Raw genomic sequence first — 14,597 nt, forward strand, 5'->3', positions numbered from 1 at the left:
CCGACCACGGTTTTCACCTCCCGTCCAACAACCGCGTCCCGATCCGCTCGGGGAGTCCGGCCTCCCGAACCGCGTCGATGACCGCCCGAACGGAGTAGTTGACGCGGCGTTCTTCGACCGTCATCTCTTCGAGGTCGAGCAGCGCGTAGGCTGCGCGCTTGTCGCCGTCGCGCGGCTGACCCACGCTCCCGGGGTTCATCACGACCCCTTCGTCGTAGCGTTCGTGGTGCTGGACGTGGGTGTGACCCATGACGAGCACGTCCTCGTCACCGAGGAGTTCCGGGTCGAACTCGCTGGGGCGGGTGTAGTGGTCTGGGTCGTCGGGGTGGCCGTGGACCACTTTCACCCGGCCGTCGGCGAGCGTCCGCTCCGTCGGCAGCGACCCGAGCCACTCGACCGCCTCCTCGTCCAGCTGCTCGCGAGCGTAGTCGACGCCGGCACGGGCCATCCCGTTGAAGCCGAACGCCGACCCCGTCGAAGCGGCCCGGTCGTGGTTGCCCTGTACGGTCGGTATCTCGCGGTCACGCACCGCGGCGACGCACTCGGCTGGCCAGGGGTTGTAGCCGACGACGTCGCCGGCGCAGACGAGGCCGTCGACGGCCGGCATATCCGCGAAGACCGCTTCGAGAGCGACGCGGTTCGCGTGGATGTCGGAGAGTACGCCCAGTCGCATAGCTGGTCGTACTCGGTCGAGCGTGTTAGGGACTGGGGGCGAGGGGGCGCCCGAACGACTACTCGCCGTTCTCGATCGCCGTCTCGACGCCCGCGTCGGTCACCCGAACGCCGGCGGCGCAGACTGCGTGTTCGAACGCCTGGTCGTAGGCCTCCCGTGCCGCCTCACTCGCCGTCTCGGCGTCGAACCCGAACGCACGCGGTGCGTCCTCCTCGTAGGTGGCGACGAGCGTGGGTTCCTCGACCGCCTTCACCAGTACGGCGTCCTTACGGACGATGCCGACGTACGCCTCGTTGGTCCCGACGACGCCCGCGATGCGGGGCGTGTCGTAGTCGTCTTTCTCGTAGTCGAGCGCTAGCAGACTCTCGGCGAGGGCGTCGCGAGCGGGGTATCCGAGGCCGAGTTTCTCCGTGACGGGGTCGACCTGCGACCCGTTGCCGACGACGGCCGTGCCGTCGACCTCCCGAATGCAGTTGTAGGAGATGTAGGGGTTGTCCGTCTCCGGTGCGTCCGCCGTCGGGGCGACGGTGAGCGTCCCGTCGCGGTCGACGATCTGGCGGTTGGGGAACGAACGCGAGGAGACGCGGTACGCGCCGACCTCGGGACCGATGACGATGAACCGTCCGACGTACATACACGACACTGCACAACTCCGAGCGAAAAGAGTGGCGGTTTGTGCACGTTCGGACTGTTTGCCAGCGGGGCGCACAGTCCGGCTATCACGCAATACTTAAGAAGTCTCCCGCGATAGATACTGGTGCGAACGAAGTTCCATGGGGTAGTGGCCAATCCTGTTGCCTTCTGGGGGCAACGACCCAGGTTCGAATCCTGGTGGAACTATTCTCTCACTCTCACGCATCGAGCGACTGGTTCGTCACCGAACCGTCCCTCGACGGGTCGACTTTTACGCCAACTCAGTCCCGAACACCCGCAATCCTCGCCCGCCACCCCCGACGCAGTCTTCCGGTCTCCAGTCGAAACGAAGGGGTCGAACCGAATCGAAACTTACTTTTCTACGTCGAGGAGGGCGACCCGTTCGAGGACGACGTCTTCCAGGCTTCCGGCCGTCGCTGCGAGTTCCGTCTCCGTGATCTCGAAGTACTCTCGAACCAGCGTCTCGTCGTAGTCGCCCAGCGTCTCGGCCGACTCGAGGCAGTCGATCAGCGCCGACGCGGCCGCCGCTTCGTCGGCGTCCTCATCGGCGGCGTCGACGAGTACGACCACCGGCGTCCGTCCCACGTCGACGCCGAGCGTCAGCGCCTGGTCGATCTGCCGGCGGCCGGCGGCGTAACAGAGGATCTCGACCGCACGGTCGCGGGCGACGTTCTCTCCACGGTCGATAGCGCGGTCGGCCAACTCGACGGCCCGTTCCAGATGGCGTCGCGAGACGACGTAGCGGGCGTCGAACACCTGTACCGTCACCGCGAACTCGTCGGCGATCGCTCCGACTTGCTCGACGAACGCGCCGACGTCGTCGACCTCGGCGACAGCTTCGACGAGTCTCACTGGAAATCACCGAACGTGGCCTGCCCGTCCTCGTCTTCACTCGTCCCCACGGCGACGCGGGTCGAACTGTCCGCCTCGACGTCGTCCATCGACGGATCGCGTCGACCGACGTTCTCCAGAACGTTCTCGGCGGTCTTCCGCCGACCGCGGAGCGCAGCGAGCACGACCGCTTTGTCCGCTTCCCGCAGATCGGCACGCGACTCGATCCCCGCCTCGTACAACCGTCGGGCGCGTTTGCGGCCGACGCCGCGGACGCCGGCGAGGTCGAGTAGCTCCTCGCGGACGCCGTACTCGACGCGCTTCTTGGCCTCGCGGACGGCGACGTTGTTACCGAGTTCGAGGTCGCCCGCGAGCTGTTCAGCAGCCCCCAGGAGCCACTGGGCGGTGTCGACCTTCCCGCGGATGTCGCCGGGACCGACGCCGTAGCGGTCGGTGATTCGGTCCTCGTCGGTCTCGCTCGCCCAGTCCTCGAGGAGCTTCGCCGTCTTCAGTGCGGCCAGCCAGTCCTCGAAGGCGACGTCTTCGTACTCGGAGGGCGTCCGTCCGAGGAACTCCGCCTCCCGTTCGTAGCAGAGCTCGGTGTAGGTCTCGCGGTCGCCGGACTTGAGGTAGAGCTCGTACATGTCCGGCGTCCGCGAGACGAGGTGATAGAGGCCGAGCGGCGTCGGGTAGGTGGTGTCGAACTCGTCGGGATCGCCCGTCTCGTCGCCGTCGTTCGCCTCGTCCGCGTCGTCCCCGGCTTCGGCCTGCAGGTCGCTCGCGGTGGTGAACCCCGTCGTCTCGTCGGGTTGCCGACCCTCGTTCGACGACTGCGACGCCGTCGCCGAGCCGTCGCCCTCGATGGCTCGCAGCTTCTCGACGCGGTTGTCCGCGGCGTAGCGCAGCCCGTCGATGATCTCGGCGGCGCTCATCGGGTCGAGATAGAGTCGCGAGACGGTGTGGCCGATACCCGTCGCGCTGATGGTGTCGTCCTCCCGTTCTATAAAGCCGTTCGCCTCCAGATACGCGAGGACGGTGTCGGTCACCGTCTCCAGCCGACCCGACTCCGTCGTCTGCGTCGCGTAGAGCGTCTGGTCGAGGAAGTCGAGCAGTCCCTGTCGACTGTTCGCGAACCCCGAGGCGACGGTGGCGAGCAGGTGGGTCCGGAGGGCGGGTTCGGCGGCGAGTTTCGACTGGACGTCTTCGGGGTCGGCCCAGATATATCTGTCAAAGAGTTCGTCCATCGTCTCCGAATCCTTGGCCAGGAGGACGGCCTCGCCGTAGGGGTCGAGTCCGGGTCGACCGGCGCGGCCGCACATCTGGTGGATCTCGAGCACGTCGAGCGGTTTCATCCCGCCGAACTCGCCGTCGTAGCGTCGCCAGTCGCGGACGATGACGCGGCGACTCGGGGTGTTGACGCCGGCGGCGAGCGTCGGCGTCGCGCAGACGACCTTGATGAGTCGGTCGCGGAACGCCTCCTCGACGAGCGCGCGGTGTTCGCTGGCGAGGCCGGCGTGGTGGAACGCCGCGCCCTTCGCGACGGCGTCCGCGAGGTCGTCGCTCGTCTCGGTGTCGGAGACGTCCCGGAGTTCCGCGGCGAGGTCGCGGAGGTCGTCCCGTTCGTCGCCGGTGAGGTGGCCCTTCGTCACGTCGGCGAGTCGTCGCGCCTCGGATTCGGCGTTGCGCCGGGAGTTGACGAACACGAGCGACGACCCGCCCTGTCCGTCGACCTTCTCGTCGAGCGTGTCGTCGACGAGCGCGGCCGTCTTCTTCTGGCCGCGCTCGACGGGCACCTCGCGTTGGCTCCCGTCGTCGAAGTTGATGGCGCTGCCGTAGTGGACGCCCATCTTCAGGTCGATCGGTCGCCACTCCGACTGGACGAGTTCGGCGTCGAGCCAGTCGGCCACCTCGTCGGCGTTGCCGACGGTCGCAGAGAGTGCGACGGTCTGGAGACCGGGGTTGATCTTCCGCAACTTCGCGAGCGTCACCTCCAGCGTCGGACCGCGGTGGCGGTCGTCGACGAGGTGGACCTCGTCGGCGACGACACAGGAGAGGTCTTCGACCCACGGGGCGCCGTTGCGGACGAGCGAGTCGACTTTCTCCGAGGTAGCGACGATGATGTCACGAGAGGCCAACCACTCGCCGGACGACTCGTAGTTGCCGGTGGAGACGCCGACTGTGACGCCGTACTCCTCCCAGCGCTCGAACTCGGCTTTCTTCTCGCTGGCGAGCGCGCGGAGCGGGACGATGTAGAGCGCCTTCCCGCCGCGTTGCACCGCTGAGAGCATGGCGAGTTCGGCGATGAGCGTCTTGCCCGACGCGGTGGGGACGCTGGCGACGACGCTCTCGCCGTCGAGAATACCGGCGTCGACGGCCTCGCCCTGCGGGGGGTAGAGTTCCTCGATCCCCTCCGACCGGAGGTGCTCGGGGACCCCCGGCGGGAGGCCGTGCAGGTCCGCTGTGTTCATTGCGGCGAGGTAGGACCGTGCTTCGGTTTAAACTGTCGGACGGGCGCTCACCCGTCCGTCTCGTCCCCCTCGTACGGGTACCGGAGCGTCACCTCCCACTGCGGGTCGTCCTCGCCGGCGAGCGACTGCTCTTGGACTCGGAGTTCACCGGTCGGGCGGGGGCGACGCCGACCCCGGTCTCCGTCGGCGCGCATCCCCTCGTATCGCCCGGTGAGCTCCGTCCGGAGTTCCGAGAGGTACGACGCGGCCTCGTCGGTCGACAGTTCGCGCTCGGTCTCGGTCGTCGCCGACGCACGCAGCCGATGCTCGACGAGGTCGCCCGCGTTCCCCGTCAACACGGCGTTGACGACCGCACCGAGCAGGAGGACGATACCGCTGAAGTAGAGCCACGTGACGACGAGGATGAGCGTCCCGAGCAGGGCGGCGTCCGACGACCCCTTGGCGATCGCGTACACCTGGAACGCCGCCTGCAGGAGCGCCCACCCGACCGCCGAGACGACGACGCCCGGGACGACCTCGCGCGGTTCGAGGTCGACGTCGGGGAAGACGTAGAACAGGGGGAAGAAGGCGACACAGAGGCCGACAAGGAGCAACACGGGGCTGAGTAGCCCCACGAACGGAACCCACTCCAGATAAGCGAAGGCGGCGGTCGCGAGTACCATTCCGACGACGCCCACGAGCAGTGCGACGAGGACGACAAGGCCGTCACGCAGCTGGTCGACGAACCCGTTTCCGGCCTCGGACTCGAAGATCTCCGAGAAGGCGGTGTCGAGATTCCGGAAGATCTTGAGCGACCCCCACAGCGCTACGACGACTCCGACGACCGACGCCCCCGTCCCGCCCGCGTCGCTCTCGACGAACCGTTCGACGACGCCGCTGACACCGGGCGTCAGATACCGGTCCGCGAGGCTGATGACCTGACTCTCCAGGCCGCTCTCGAAGAACCGGACCGCGAGGAGAAGCACAACCAGAAGCGGCGCGAGCGAGACGAACGCGTTGTACGCGATGCTTCCGGCCATGAACGTGACGTTCTTCTCCGCGAACTCCGACCCCACGGCTTTCACGGTCGCGACGACCCCGGCTCCGTCTGGCATACCGTCGGCTTCTCGTCGACCGCAAATCAACGCGGTGGCCGTCCCGTCCGTCGACTCCGTCTCGCGCGACCCCGCGGGTCGCCACTGCTTTGTAATCGACGGTCCAACGCTCGCGGTATGAGGATCGAGTACGACCGCGAGACCTGTATCGGGATGTTCCAGTGTGTCGACGAGTGGGACGCCTTCGTGAAGAACCTCGACGACGGGAAGGCCGACCTCGAGGGAGCCGAGGAAGTCGACGAGCAGCTGTTCGTCCGCGAGGTTCCCGAAGACGCCGAGTTCGACGCGAAGTTCGCCGCTCGCGTCTGCCCCGTCGACGCCATCACCGTCTACGACGACGACGGCGAACAGCTCGTCCCCTGACGCACCCCCACTCTCGCCGCTCCGCGTCGGCCACGCGTCGGCTGTCTGTCGGACGAAACGGCGCTGTATCGACCGTCTGTCTCTCCACCGACACAACCGTTATATATCTCGATTGAGATACACCTTCCGAGGGCGAGAGCATGAGTCAACAGACACGCGATCGGATCGCAGAGTGGGCAGATCTCATCGACGCGGAGGTTCCGGACAGCGTCGACGACCCCGACGCGATCCCGCACGACCGACCGCTAGACCGAGCCAACTGACCCCGTCGTCGACAGACGACGCTCCGGCCCCTTCGGTTCGTTTCACTTTCACCGCGCTTCGCCAACGCTTATCCACGACGACGACGAACCACGCCCAATGGCCGCCACGGACGACGTCGCGTACGTCGAGCACCCCCTCCTCGCCCCGGCGTTCATCGAGCGACGACTGTATCAACTACGACTGGCGGGTACCGCCCGCGACGACCACACGCTCGTCTGCTTGCCGACCGGCCTCGGCAAGACGACGGTGAGTCTCCTCCTGACCGCCGAGCGCCTCCAGGAGGTCGGCGGCAAGTCGCTCTTTCTCGCGCCGACGAAACCGCTGGTCCAACAGCACGCCGAGTTCTACCGCGAGGCGCTCGAGATCCCCGACGACGACATCGTCGTCTTCACCGGCGAAGTCCGACCCGACGACCGCGCGGAGCTCTGGGAGAGCGCGAAGGTCGTCATCGCCACCCCGCAGGTCGTCGAGAACGACCTCGTCGGTAACCGCGTCAGCCTCCGCGACGTCACCCACCTCACGTTCGACGAGTGTCACCGCGGCACCGGCGACTACGCCTACGTCTACATCGCCGAACGCTACCACGCCGACGCCGCCGACCCGCTCGTCACCGGGATGAGCGCCTCGCCCGGCGGCGACGAGGAGTCGATCCTCGAGGTCTGTGAGAACCTCGGACTCAGGGAGGTGGCGGTGATGACCGAAGACGACGCCGACGTCGCGGAGCACACCTACGACACCGACGTCACCTGGGAGCAGATCCAGCTCCCCGAGGAGATCCTCGAGATCCGCGACGCGCTCAACGAGGTCATCGTCGACCGACTGGAGCAGCTCAAGGAGCTGGGTGTCAGCGGCACCACCCAACCGGATCTCTCGCAGAAGAAGCTGAACGCGATGCGCGGGAAACTCCGGAAGATGATGGACAACGATCAGTCGGAGGGGTACAAGGGGATGTCCGTCCACGCCGAGGTGATGAAACTGCGGCGCGCGGTCGAACTGGTCGAGACGCAGAGCGTCGAGTCCGTCCGTCGCTACTTCGAACGGCAACGCAACGCCGCCCGCTCGTCGGGTGCGTCGAAAGCCAGCCAGCGACTCGTCTCCGAACCCAAGGTTCGCGAGGCGATGCGGAAAGCCGAGTCGTTCGACGCGCTTCACCCGAAGTTCTCGAAGACGCGTATCCTGCTCGCCGAAACGTTAGGAATCAACGACGGCGAGCGCGTCATCGTCTTCACCGAATCCCGAGACACTGCCGAGGCGCTCACCGACTTTCTCTCGCAGTCGTTCTCCACACAGCGGTTCGTCGGACAGGGGAACAAAGACGGCTCCGATGGGATGAGCCAGAAAGAGCAGCAGGAGACGCTCGACGCCTTCCGAAACGGCGAGTTCGAGGTGCTCGTCTCGACGTCTGTCGCCGAGGAGGGGCTCGACGTCCCCGAGGTCGACCTCGTGTTGTTCTACGAACCCGTGCCGACGGCGATCCGGTCCATCCAGCGGAAGGGCCGGACCGGCCGGCAAACTGAGGGGCGAGTGATCGTCCTGATGGCCGAGGATACCCGCGACGAGGTGTACTTCTGGATCTCACGCCGCCGAGAGTCGAAGATGGAGAACGAACTCCAGAAGCTGAAGACCGCCGCCGACGAGTTGGAGCAACAGCTCGACGACAGCCAGAAGTCCCTCGGCGAGTTCGGAGAGGACGGTGACGGCGGCGAGAGCCGAGAGAAGCGCCTCCAGCCCGGACTGGCCGACTTCGACGAGGCGAAGGAGACCGACGCGTCCGCCGAGGCGCAAGACGGTCTCGACGCGACCGACCGGAGTGGGAGCGACGCGGGCGACGGGGACGACGAGCGCGACCCGACCGTCGAGAACGAGGCCGAGACGGACGGCGAAGACGACACCGTCGTCGCTACGGCCGAGAGCGACCCCGAGGAGGAGGTCGTCGAGATCGTCGTCGACCAGCGGGAACTCGACTCGAACATCGCCCGCGACCTCTCACAGCGCGAGGGCGTCCACACCCGACTGGAGACGCTGGCCGTCGGCGACTACGTCCTCTCGGACCGCGTCGCCGTCGAGCGCAAGTCCGTCGCGGACTTCCTCGACACGCTGACCGGCGGCGACCGCTCGATGTTCGAGCAGGTGCGCGACATGTCGCGACACTACGCCCGCCCGGTCGTCGTCGTCGAGGGCGAGGAGCTCTACGGCGAGCGCAACGTCCACCCGAACGCCATCCGCGGCGCGCTGGCGTCGCTCGCCGTCGACTACGGGGCGAGCGTCCTCCGGACCGAAGACGAGGGCGACACTGCCGACCTGCTGGAGGTAATCGCCTCCCGCGAGCAGACAAAACGCGAGCGTACCGTCAGCGCCCACGGCGAGAAGAGCGCGAAGACGCTGGCCGAACAACAGGAGTACGTCGTCGAGTCCATCGCCGACATCGGTCCGGTGACAGCCCAGTCGCTGCTGGAGCACTTCGGAAGCGTCGAGGCCGTGATGATCGCGCCGAAAGACGACCTGCTTGCGGTGTCGGGCGTCGGTGACGTCACCGCCGAGCGCATCCGCGAGATCGTCGGTAGCGACTACTGACGGTCTCGGGACTACCGCCGGAGCGCGGCGAGCGTCTCGGCGGCCTCGCGAGCGGCGGCGAGCAGTTCGCGGGCGCGACGGGGGTCGTCGGTCCGCTCGGCCTCCTCGGCGTAGCGCGTGACCGTCCGGCGGAGCGACGCTCGGGCGGCGTCGAGGTCCGAACCGTCGGACGTGGTCGGCGCGCTCGGCGTCGTCGCCTCTGCAGGCGTCTCGGTCGCGGTTTCGGTTTCGGACGTCGGCGTCTGGACTGTCGACACCGGCGGCTGCGTCGGTTCGACGGGGGTCTCGCTCTCGTCGCCGTCGTCAGCCCCCGGTGTCGGGTCGGCGGTCCGTGTCGGTGCCGTCGTCTGTGTGGGCGTTTCGGTCGCCGATTCGCCAGTGCCGACGGAGTCGGCTGTCTGAGTCGCTTCGGTCGCCTCAGTCGCTTCGCCCGTCGGCCGTCCGTCCGCCCCCCCTCGACCTTCGGGATTCCGGAGTCGGATCTGTCCGCCGGCGACCTCGGCGTCCTGACAGGAGGGACAGAAGTTCTGTTCGTCGAATCGGAAGATGGGGTCGCCGCAGCTGTTGCAGTGACGGTTCGTCATCGTCGCTCCCTTCAACAGCAGTTCGCTCATCCGCTTCGTGCTCTTGCGTTTCTCCTCGTCTTTCGCGAACTTCTCGCGGAGTTTCTCCCGTTCGGCCTCCTTGTCGAACTCGCTCATACCACATCTCTCGTCCCTCGCGTCGAAAAAGACAACGGGACGAGGGCGTGTCGACAGCTGTCGTACCCGGCCGACGGCGGAGAAACCCCCGAGAATCCGCCCGTTCCGAAGCGTTTAATCGGAATCCGCGGGGAAGTTCATGTGGTATGACGAAAGTTAGCGTGGTCGGCGCCGCAGGGACGGTCGGTGCCGCCGCAGGATACAACCTCGCGCTCCGTGACGTCGTCGACGAACTCGTCTTCGTGGACATCCCGGACATGGAGGACAAGACGGTCGGACAGGCGGCCGACACGAACCACGGCATCGCCTACGACTCGAACACGCGAGTCCGACAGGGTGACTACTCGGCCACCGAAGGGTCGGACGTCGTCGTCATCACGGCCGGCATCCCGCGCAAGGAGGGACAGACGCGGATCGACCTCGCGGGCGACAACGCGCCCATCATGGCGGACATCGGATCGTCGCTCGCCGAGTACAACGACGACTTCGTCTCGGTGACGACGTCGAACCCGGTCGACCTGCTCAACCGCCACCTCTACGAGGCGGGCGACCGCGACCGCCACGAGGTGATCGGCTTCGGCGGCCGCCTCGATTCGGCGCGCTTCCGCTACGTCCTCTCGGAGCGCTTCGACGTTCCCGTCAAGAACGTCGAAGCGACGATCCTCGGCGAACACGGCGACGCACAGGTGCCCGTGTTCTCGAAGGTCCGCGTCGACGGTCGCGACCCCGAGTTCAGCGCCGACGAGCGCGAGGAGATCCTCGGCGACCTCCAGGAGTCGGCGATGGACGTCATCAGCCGCAAAGGTGCGACGCAGTGGGGGCCGGCGACCGGCGTCGCCCACATGGTCGAGGCCATCCTGCGCGACACGGGCGAGGTACTGCCCGGGTCGCTCGTCCTCGACGGCGAGTACGGCTACGAGGACACCGCCTTCGGCGTCCCCGTCAAACTCGGCTCGAACGGCATCGAGGAGGTCGTCGAGTGGGACCTCGACGACTACGAGCAGGAACTGATGGACGACGCCGCCGAGAAACTCCGCGAGCAGTACGACGAGATCGCGTAAGCGGCCTCGACGCCCCATCGTCGAACGACCGCCGACACTCCACCCGACGATTTTTGCTCGCCGCTGGTCTCTGTAGTGGCATGTCTCGTCACTCGAACGATAGGTCCGTCGAGACGCGACGCGTCGCGGTCTTCCTCCTCGTCGCCTACGGCGTCGCGTGGGCGACTGCAGCGACTATCTACGTCACCGGCGGGCTCGCCGACAGCCCCGAACTCCTCTCCGGGCTCGGCGTCACGCTCGCAGCGGTCCTCCTCCCGACGACGTACATGTTCGCGCCCGCCGTCGGCAGCGTCGTCGCCCGGCACCTCACGGGCGAGGGGTGGACCGACCTGTGGCTCCGCCCCCGCCTCCGTAGCTCACTCGGCGTCTACGCCGCCGCCTGGTTCGGACCGGTCCTCCTCACACTCGTCGGTGCGGTCGTCTACTTCGCGGGCTTCCCGGCGAGCTTCGACCCCGAGCTCGCGACGTTCGCGGAGGCGGTTCGGGGGGCCACCGGCGGCGACGTCGCTGTCGACCCGTGGACGCTCGTCGCCGTCCAACTCGTCTCGGCAGTCACGATCGGCCCGCTGGTCAACACGTTCTTCGCGTTCGGCGAGGAACTCGGCTGGCGCGCCTACCTCCTGCCGAAACTGCTGCCGCTCGGCACGCGGCGGGCGACGCTTCTCGTCGGCCTGATCTGGGGGGTGTGGCACTGGCCGCTCGTCGCGATGGGCTACAACTACGGCTTCGGCTACCCCGGCGCGCCGTGGACGGGCTGTCTCGCGATGTGCTGGTTCACGCTCACGACGGGCGTGTTCCTCGCGTGGGTGACGCTCCGAAGCGAGAGCGTCTGGCCCGCCGCAGTCGGCCACGGCGCCATCAACGCCGTCGCCGCGATCGGCGCGCTGTTCGTCGCCGGACAGCCGACCCCGTTGCTCGGGCCGACGCCGCTCGGCATCGTCGGCGGTTTCGGATGGACGGCCGCGGCCGCGTGGCTCCTCTGGAAGAGCGAACTGTTCGCGGGGACGCCGCCGTCCAGAGACGTCGCCGGCGACGCTACCACAGCAGAGTAGCGACGACGGCGACGATCACGAACACGACGACGGCTGCGAGCGCCGGGTTCCCCGAGAACAGCGCAGCCAGCAGCAGTGGGAAGCCGACGAGGCCGACGACGAGGCCGACGACGCCGTAGCCGAGACTTCTCAGCTCCGCCCGGACCGCGTTCCGTGATTCCTCGCGTGCGATCTCGCGCACGTCGTCGGTAGAGAGGTCGGAGGAGGGCATCGCTCCCGACGACGGGGCAGTCGCGCAAAAACCCATCGTCGGTCGGTCGGAACCGTACAGTGTAGGTCGTTCAGTCTAGGTCGCTCAATCGCCGCCGAAGAAACTCGACACACCCGCGCCGGCGGCGACGACGAGCGTGCCGACGCCGACGAGCACCGTCGTCAGCGCCCCGCCGGCCTCGAGCGACTGCCCCAGGATCACGAAACCGAACAGTCCCGCGACGATGCTCCCGAAGAGGCTCCTCGTCCGCTTCGTCTCCTCGCGGGCGACGACACGCGCCTCCTCCCGGATCAGCTCGCGGAGCGCTTCTTCGGAGAGTCGCACGTAGTCGTCGGTTCCGGCGTCGTCGGCGTCGGCCATCGACCCCTACTCTCTCGGTGACCGAGAAGAAAGTTGGCCCTACAGTCGCGAGCGAACGGCCTCGGCGGTCTTCTCGCCGACGCCGTCGACGTCGAGCAGGTCCTCTACGGAGGCCGTGCGAATCCCCTCGACGCTACCGAACCGTCGGAGCAGTCGCTTCCGCGTCTCGGGACCGACGCCGGGCACGTCGTCGAGCACCGTCTGCACGTCGTCCCGCAGCGTCTGGTGGTACTGGACGGCGAAGCGGTGGGCCTCGTCGCGGACGCGCTGGAGGACGTGGAGATGCGGGGCGTCCTTCGGCCAGTTGTGGACCTGTGTGTCCGTAATCACGAGTTCCTCGTCTTTCGCCAGCGCGACGACGGGGACGTCCCAGCCCACCTCGTCCAGCGCGTCCTGTGCCGCCCCGAGTTGGCCGTCGCCGCCGTCGATGAGAAGCAGGTCCGGGTCGGGTCGGTCGTCGCGCCCCGAGACGGCCCGCTCGGCGCGCCACCGGATCAACTCGCGCATGTTGGCGTAGTCGTCGTTGCGCTCGGTGAGTTTCTTTCTCCGATACCCTGCCTTCTCCGCAGACCCTTCGACGAAACAGACGTCGCTGCCGACGACGGACCTCCCCTGTGCGTGGCTCACGTCGAACCCCTCGATGCGCTCGACGCGAGGGAGACCGAGCGCGTCGGAGAGCGCGCCGAGTTCGTCGCCCCGTCCGGGGCCGCGACGAGCGTTCTTCAGCGCGAGTTCGACCAGTTTCGCCTCGCGGCCCGCACCCGGCACTCTCACTGTGACGCCCTCGGCGTCGAGCCACGCGAGCAGCTCCTCGTCGTCCGGGCGCTCCGAGAGGAGGAGTGCGTCGGGCAGTTCGCGCTCGGCGTAGTACTGTACGACGAACGCCGCGAGTACCTCGGCGACGCCCCCCTCGCTGTCCTCGGGTGCGTCGAGGCGGTGTCGCGAGCGGTCGACCAGCTGACCGCGCTCGCTGTGGAGGCGCGCGACCGTCGCTCGCTCGCCCTCGACGGCGGCCCCGAGCACGTCGACCGCGCGCTCGTTCGACTGCGCGGAGACCGCCTCTCCGCCGCCGCCGTGGAACGACTCGACGACGTCGAGGCGGTCTCTGAGGTTGGCGGCGCGCTCGAACTCCTGTTCTTGCGACGCCTGTTCCATCGCCCGCCGGAGCGGGTCCGTGAGCACGCCCGTCTCGCCCTCGAAGAACCGGACCGCGCTCTCGACGTCCTCGGCGTACCTGGCTTCCCCGATCTCGTCCGTACAGGGCGCGCTACAGAGACCCATCTCGTAGTCGAGACAGGGGCGGTCGCGGTTGGCGTACTTGTGGTCCGAACAGCCGCGGAGGCCGTAGGTCTCTCGGATGGCTTTGACGACGACTTCGACCCGACCCTTGTCGGTGAAGGGGCCGAACACCGTCGCGGCCTCGTCGGGGTCGCGAGTGACCTCGATGCGGGGGACCGGATGCGACGTGAGTTGGACCAGCGGGTACGACTTGTCGTCCTTCAGCCGGACGTTGTACCGCGGCTGGTGGCGTTTGATGAGGTTCGCCTCCAGCAAGAGCGCCTGCGTCTCCGTGTCGGTGACGGCGAACTCGATGCGGTCCGCGCGGGCGACCATCCGTCGGATGCGGTCGCTCCGCGGGTCGGCGTAGGAGCGAACCCGACTCCGGAGGTCGACCGCTTTGCCCACGTAGAGCACCGTCTCGCCCTCGTGAAACTGGTAGACGCCGGAGTCCCGTGGGAGGTCGTTCGCCCGCTCGCGGACCTCGGTGACATCCATCTCCCGACGCTTGCATCCGAACGGGCTTGAGGCTGACGTCGTCCCCGTTCGTTCACCGTCTTCTCTCGACGCCGACGGTCGAAGGACTGCGCGGGGAGACCCACCAACGGCGCTAAGTGGCCGTTGGTCGAACGGGGTGGTATGACCGACACCGTCCGACTGTGGCTCGTCGAGCGAACCTACGACGACCGCAACCTCATCACGCTCGTCTACGCGACCCCCGACGGCGAGCGAATGCTCCAGAAGGAGATCGCGGCGACGATGATGCACCAGCGGGGGAGCGCCGCGACCGCCGCCATCGACGTCGACCCCGACCGTGTGAGCGACACGCCGGACGACGAGACGCGAGAGCGCTACCAGACGGAGGCCGAGCGGATGGCCGAGAGCTACGACCCCGACGAAGAGGTGTAGATCGACTGTCCTCTCGCCTCTCCGAATCCCCCGCGAGCGGCGGTCTCGTGCCGGCTCGACTCGCTCGTCGCTATCAATCTGTTGGCGCTTCGGAGACCTAAACC

The 14,597-nt window shown here is 67.6% G+C and carries 15 protein-coding genes and 1 tRNA gene; 7 read left to right on the forward strand and 9 right to left on the reverse strand.

Translation table 11 applies throughout. From position 1 onward, the window contains the following. Positions 1 to 13 precede the first annotated feature (13 nt). Entirely contained in the window at positions 14 to 673 is a 660-nt protein-coding gene (locus tag BSG17_RS08210) for a metallophosphoesterase family protein (RefSeq protein WP_089822846.1), read from the reverse strand. A gap of 58 nt (positions 674 to 731) precedes the next feature. Continuing rightward, entirely contained in the window at positions 732 to 1,307 is a 576-nt protein-coding gene (locus BSG17_RS08215; protein WP_089822849.1) for an IMP cyclohydrolase, read from the reverse strand. 133 nt (positions 1,308 to 1,440) lie between these two features. Here BSG17_RS08215 and BSG17_RS08220 point away from each other — a divergent pair. Continuing rightward, a tRNA-Gln gene (locus tag BSG17_RS08220) sits at positions 1,441 to 1,513 on the forward strand. A gap of 165 nt (positions 1,514 to 1,678) precedes the next feature. On the opposite strand, the gene cgi121 is transcribed toward BSG17_RS08220, so the two are convergent. The 3 genes from cgi121 to BSG17_RS08235 are packed head-to-tail and all read right to left on the reverse strand — an operon-like array spanning position 1,679 to position 5,720. After that, positions 1,679 to 2,179: a KEOPS complex subunit Cgi121 gene (gene cgi121 / locus BSG17_RS08225; RefSeq protein ID WP_089822851.1), complete on the reverse strand. Its 501-nt coding sequence runs from the start codon at positions 2,177 to 2,179 to the stop codon at positions 1,679 to 1,681. After that, complete coding sequence (locus BSG17_RS08230) at positions 2,176 to 4,626, reverse strand: ATP-dependent DNA helicase (protein WP_089822852.1); 2,451 nt, start codon at positions 4,624 to 4,626, stop codon at positions 2,176 to 2,178. Before BSG17_RS08230 ends, cgi121 begins: the two co-directional genes overlap by 4 nt. A 47-nt stretch (positions 4,627 to 4,673) precedes the next feature. Further along, on the reverse strand, positions 4,674 to 5,720 hold the full coding sequence (locus BSG17_RS08235; RefSeq protein ID WP_089822854.1) for a YihY/virulence factor BrkB family protein: 1,047 nt from the start codon (positions 5,718 to 5,720) through the stop codon (positions 4,674 to 4,676). Between the two features lie 117 nt (positions 5,721 to 5,837). Here BSG17_RS08235 and BSG17_RS08240 point away from each other — a divergent pair, with 117 nt between their 5' ends. The 3 genes from BSG17_RS08240 (at position 5,838) to BSG17_RS08245 (ending at position 8,921) form a co-directional block, all read left to right on the forward strand. Continuing rightward, complete coding sequence (locus BSG17_RS08240) at positions 5,838 to 6,083, forward strand: ferredoxin (RefSeq protein WP_089822856.1); 246 nt, start codon at positions 5,838 to 5,840, stop codon at positions 6,081 to 6,083. A gap of 140 nt (positions 6,084 to 6,223) precedes the next feature. Next, complete coding sequence (locus BSG17_RS28225) at positions 6,224 to 6,346, forward strand: hypothetical protein (RefSeq protein ID WP_280141162.1); 123 nt, start codon at positions 6,224 to 6,226, stop codon at positions 6,344 to 6,346. A gap of 97 nt (positions 6,347 to 6,443) precedes the next feature. Next, the gene (locus BSG17_RS08245) at positions 6,444 to 8,921 is read left to right on the forward strand and encodes a DEAD/DEAH box helicase (RefSeq protein WP_089822858.1); all 2,478 of its coding nucleotides are present in this window, start codon (positions 6,444 to 6,446) and stop codon (positions 8,919 to 8,921) included. A gap of 11 nt (positions 8,922 to 8,932) precedes the next feature. On the opposite strand, the gene BSG17_RS08250 is transcribed toward BSG17_RS08245, so the two are convergent. After that, on the reverse strand, positions 8,933 to 9,622 hold the full coding sequence (locus BSG17_RS08250; RefSeq protein ID WP_089822860.1) for an Sjogren's syndrome/scleroderma autoantigen 1 family protein: 690 nt from the start codon (positions 9,620 to 9,622) through the stop codon (positions 8,933 to 8,935). A gap of 146 nt (positions 9,623 to 9,768) precedes the next feature. Between BSG17_RS08250 and mdh the strand changes: the two genes are divergently transcribed. Together mdh and BSG17_RS08260 are read left to right on the forward strand one after the other, a co-directional pair. After that, positions 9,769 to 10,683 (forward strand): malate dehydrogenase, encoded by a 915-nt coding sequence (gene mdh, locus BSG17_RS08255; RefSeq protein ID WP_089822862.1) that lies wholly within the window; start codon positions 9,769 to 9,771, stop codon positions 10,681 to 10,683. Between the two features lie 80 nt (positions 10,684 to 10,763). Beyond that, the gene (locus BSG17_RS08260) at positions 10,764 to 11,735 is read left to right on the forward strand and encodes a CPBP family intramembrane glutamic endopeptidase (RefSeq protein ID WP_089822864.1); all 972 of its coding nucleotides are present in this window, start codon (positions 10,764 to 10,766) and stop codon (positions 11,733 to 11,735) included. Here the strand turns inward: BSG17_RS08260 and BSG17_RS08265 are convergent. From BSG17_RS08265 to BSG17_RS08275, 3 genes are all read right to left on the reverse strand, one after another. After that, positions 11,719 to 11,946 carry a phage holin family protein gene (locus tag BSG17_RS08265; protein ID WP_170864755.1) on the reverse strand — a complete coding sequence of 76 codons (228 nt, stop codon included), beginning with the start codon at positions 11,944 to 11,946 and terminating at the stop codon, positions 11,719 to 11,721. The genes BSG17_RS08260 and BSG17_RS08265 overlap by 17 nt on opposite strands. An 84-nt stretch (positions 11,947 to 12,030) precedes the next feature. Then, positions 12,031 to 12,306: a hypothetical protein gene (locus BSG17_RS08270; RefSeq protein ID WP_089822868.1), complete on the reverse strand. Its 276-nt coding sequence runs from the start codon at positions 12,304 to 12,306 to the stop codon at positions 12,031 to 12,033. 39 nt (positions 12,307 to 12,345) lie between these two features. Continuing rightward, positions 12,346 to 14,082: an excinuclease ABC subunit C gene (locus tag BSG17_RS08275; RefSeq protein ID WP_089822871.1), complete on the reverse strand. Its 1,737-nt coding sequence runs from the start codon at positions 14,080 to 14,082 to the stop codon at positions 12,346 to 12,348. A 141-nt stretch (positions 14,083 to 14,223) separates the two neighbouring features. Between BSG17_RS08275 and BSG17_RS08280 the strand changes: the two genes are divergently transcribed. Next, complete coding sequence (locus tag BSG17_RS08280; protein WP_089822873.1) at positions 14,224 to 14,493, forward strand: DUF7967 family protein; 270 nt, start codon at positions 14,224 to 14,226, stop codon at positions 14,491 to 14,493. Positions 14,494 to 14,597 lie beyond the last annotated feature (104 nt).

This window comes from Halogranum amylolyticum, assembly GCF_900110465.1.
GTDB classification, from domain to species: domain Archaea; phylum Halobacteriota; class Halobacteria; order Halobacteriales; family Haloferacaceae; genus Halogranum; species Halogranum amylolyticum.

Bases quoted from the DNA above. Each gene is read 5' to 3' on its own strand.
- BSG17_RS08210 (WP_089822846.1), bottom strand. From the start codon at position 673: ATGCGACTGGGCGTACTCTCCGACATCCACGCGAACCGCGTCGCTCTC.
- BSG17_RS08215 (WP_089822849.1), bottom strand. From the start codon at position 1,307: ATGTACGTCGGACGGTTCATCGTCATCGGTCCCGAGGTCGGCGCGTAC.
- BSG17_RS08230 (WP_089822852.1), bottom strand. From the start codon at position 4,626: ATGAACACAGCGGACCTGCACGGCCTCCCGCCGGGGGTCCCCGAGCAC.
- BSG17_RS08235 (WP_089822854.1), bottom strand. From the start codon at position 5,720: ATGCCAGACGGAGCCGGGGTCGTCGCGACCGTGAAAGCCGTGGGGTCG.
- BSG17_RS08240 (WP_089822856.1), top strand. From the start codon at position 5,838: ATGAGGATCGAGTACGACCGCGAGACCTGTATCGGGATGTTCCAGTGT.
- BSG17_RS28225 (WP_280141162.1), top strand. From the start codon at position 6,224: ATGAGTCAACAGACACGCGATCGGATCGCAGAGTGGGCAGATCTCATC.
- BSG17_RS08245 (WP_089822858.1), top strand. From the start codon at position 6,444: ATGGCCGCCACGGACGACGTCGCGTACGTCGAGCACCCCCTCCTCGCC.
- BSG17_RS08250 (WP_089822860.1), bottom strand. From the start codon at position 9,622: ATGAGCGAGTTCGACAAGGAGGCCGAACGGGAGAAACTCCGCGAGAAG.
- mdh (WP_089822862.1), top strand. From the start codon at position 9,769: ATGACGAAAGTTAGCGTGGTCGGCGCCGCAGGGACGGTCGGTGCCGCC.
- BSG17_RS08260 (WP_089822864.1), top strand. From the start codon at position 10,764: ATGTCTCGTCACTCGAACGATAGGTCCGTCGAGACGCGACGCGTCGCG.
- BSG17_RS08265 (WP_170864755.1), bottom strand. From the start codon at position 11,946: ATGCCCTCCTCCGACCTCTCTACCGACGACGTGCGCGAGATCGCACGC.
- BSG17_RS08270 (WP_089822868.1), bottom strand. From the start codon at position 12,306: ATGGCCGACGCCGACGACGCCGGAACCGACGACTACGTGCGACTCTCC.
- BSG17_RS08275 (WP_089822871.1), bottom strand. From the start codon at position 14,082: ATGGATGTCACCGAGGTCCGCGAGCGGGCGAACGACCTCCCACGGGAC.
- BSG17_RS08280 (WP_089822873.1), top strand. From the start codon at position 14,224: ATGACCGACACCGTCCGACTGTGGCTCGTCGAGCGAACCTACGACGAC.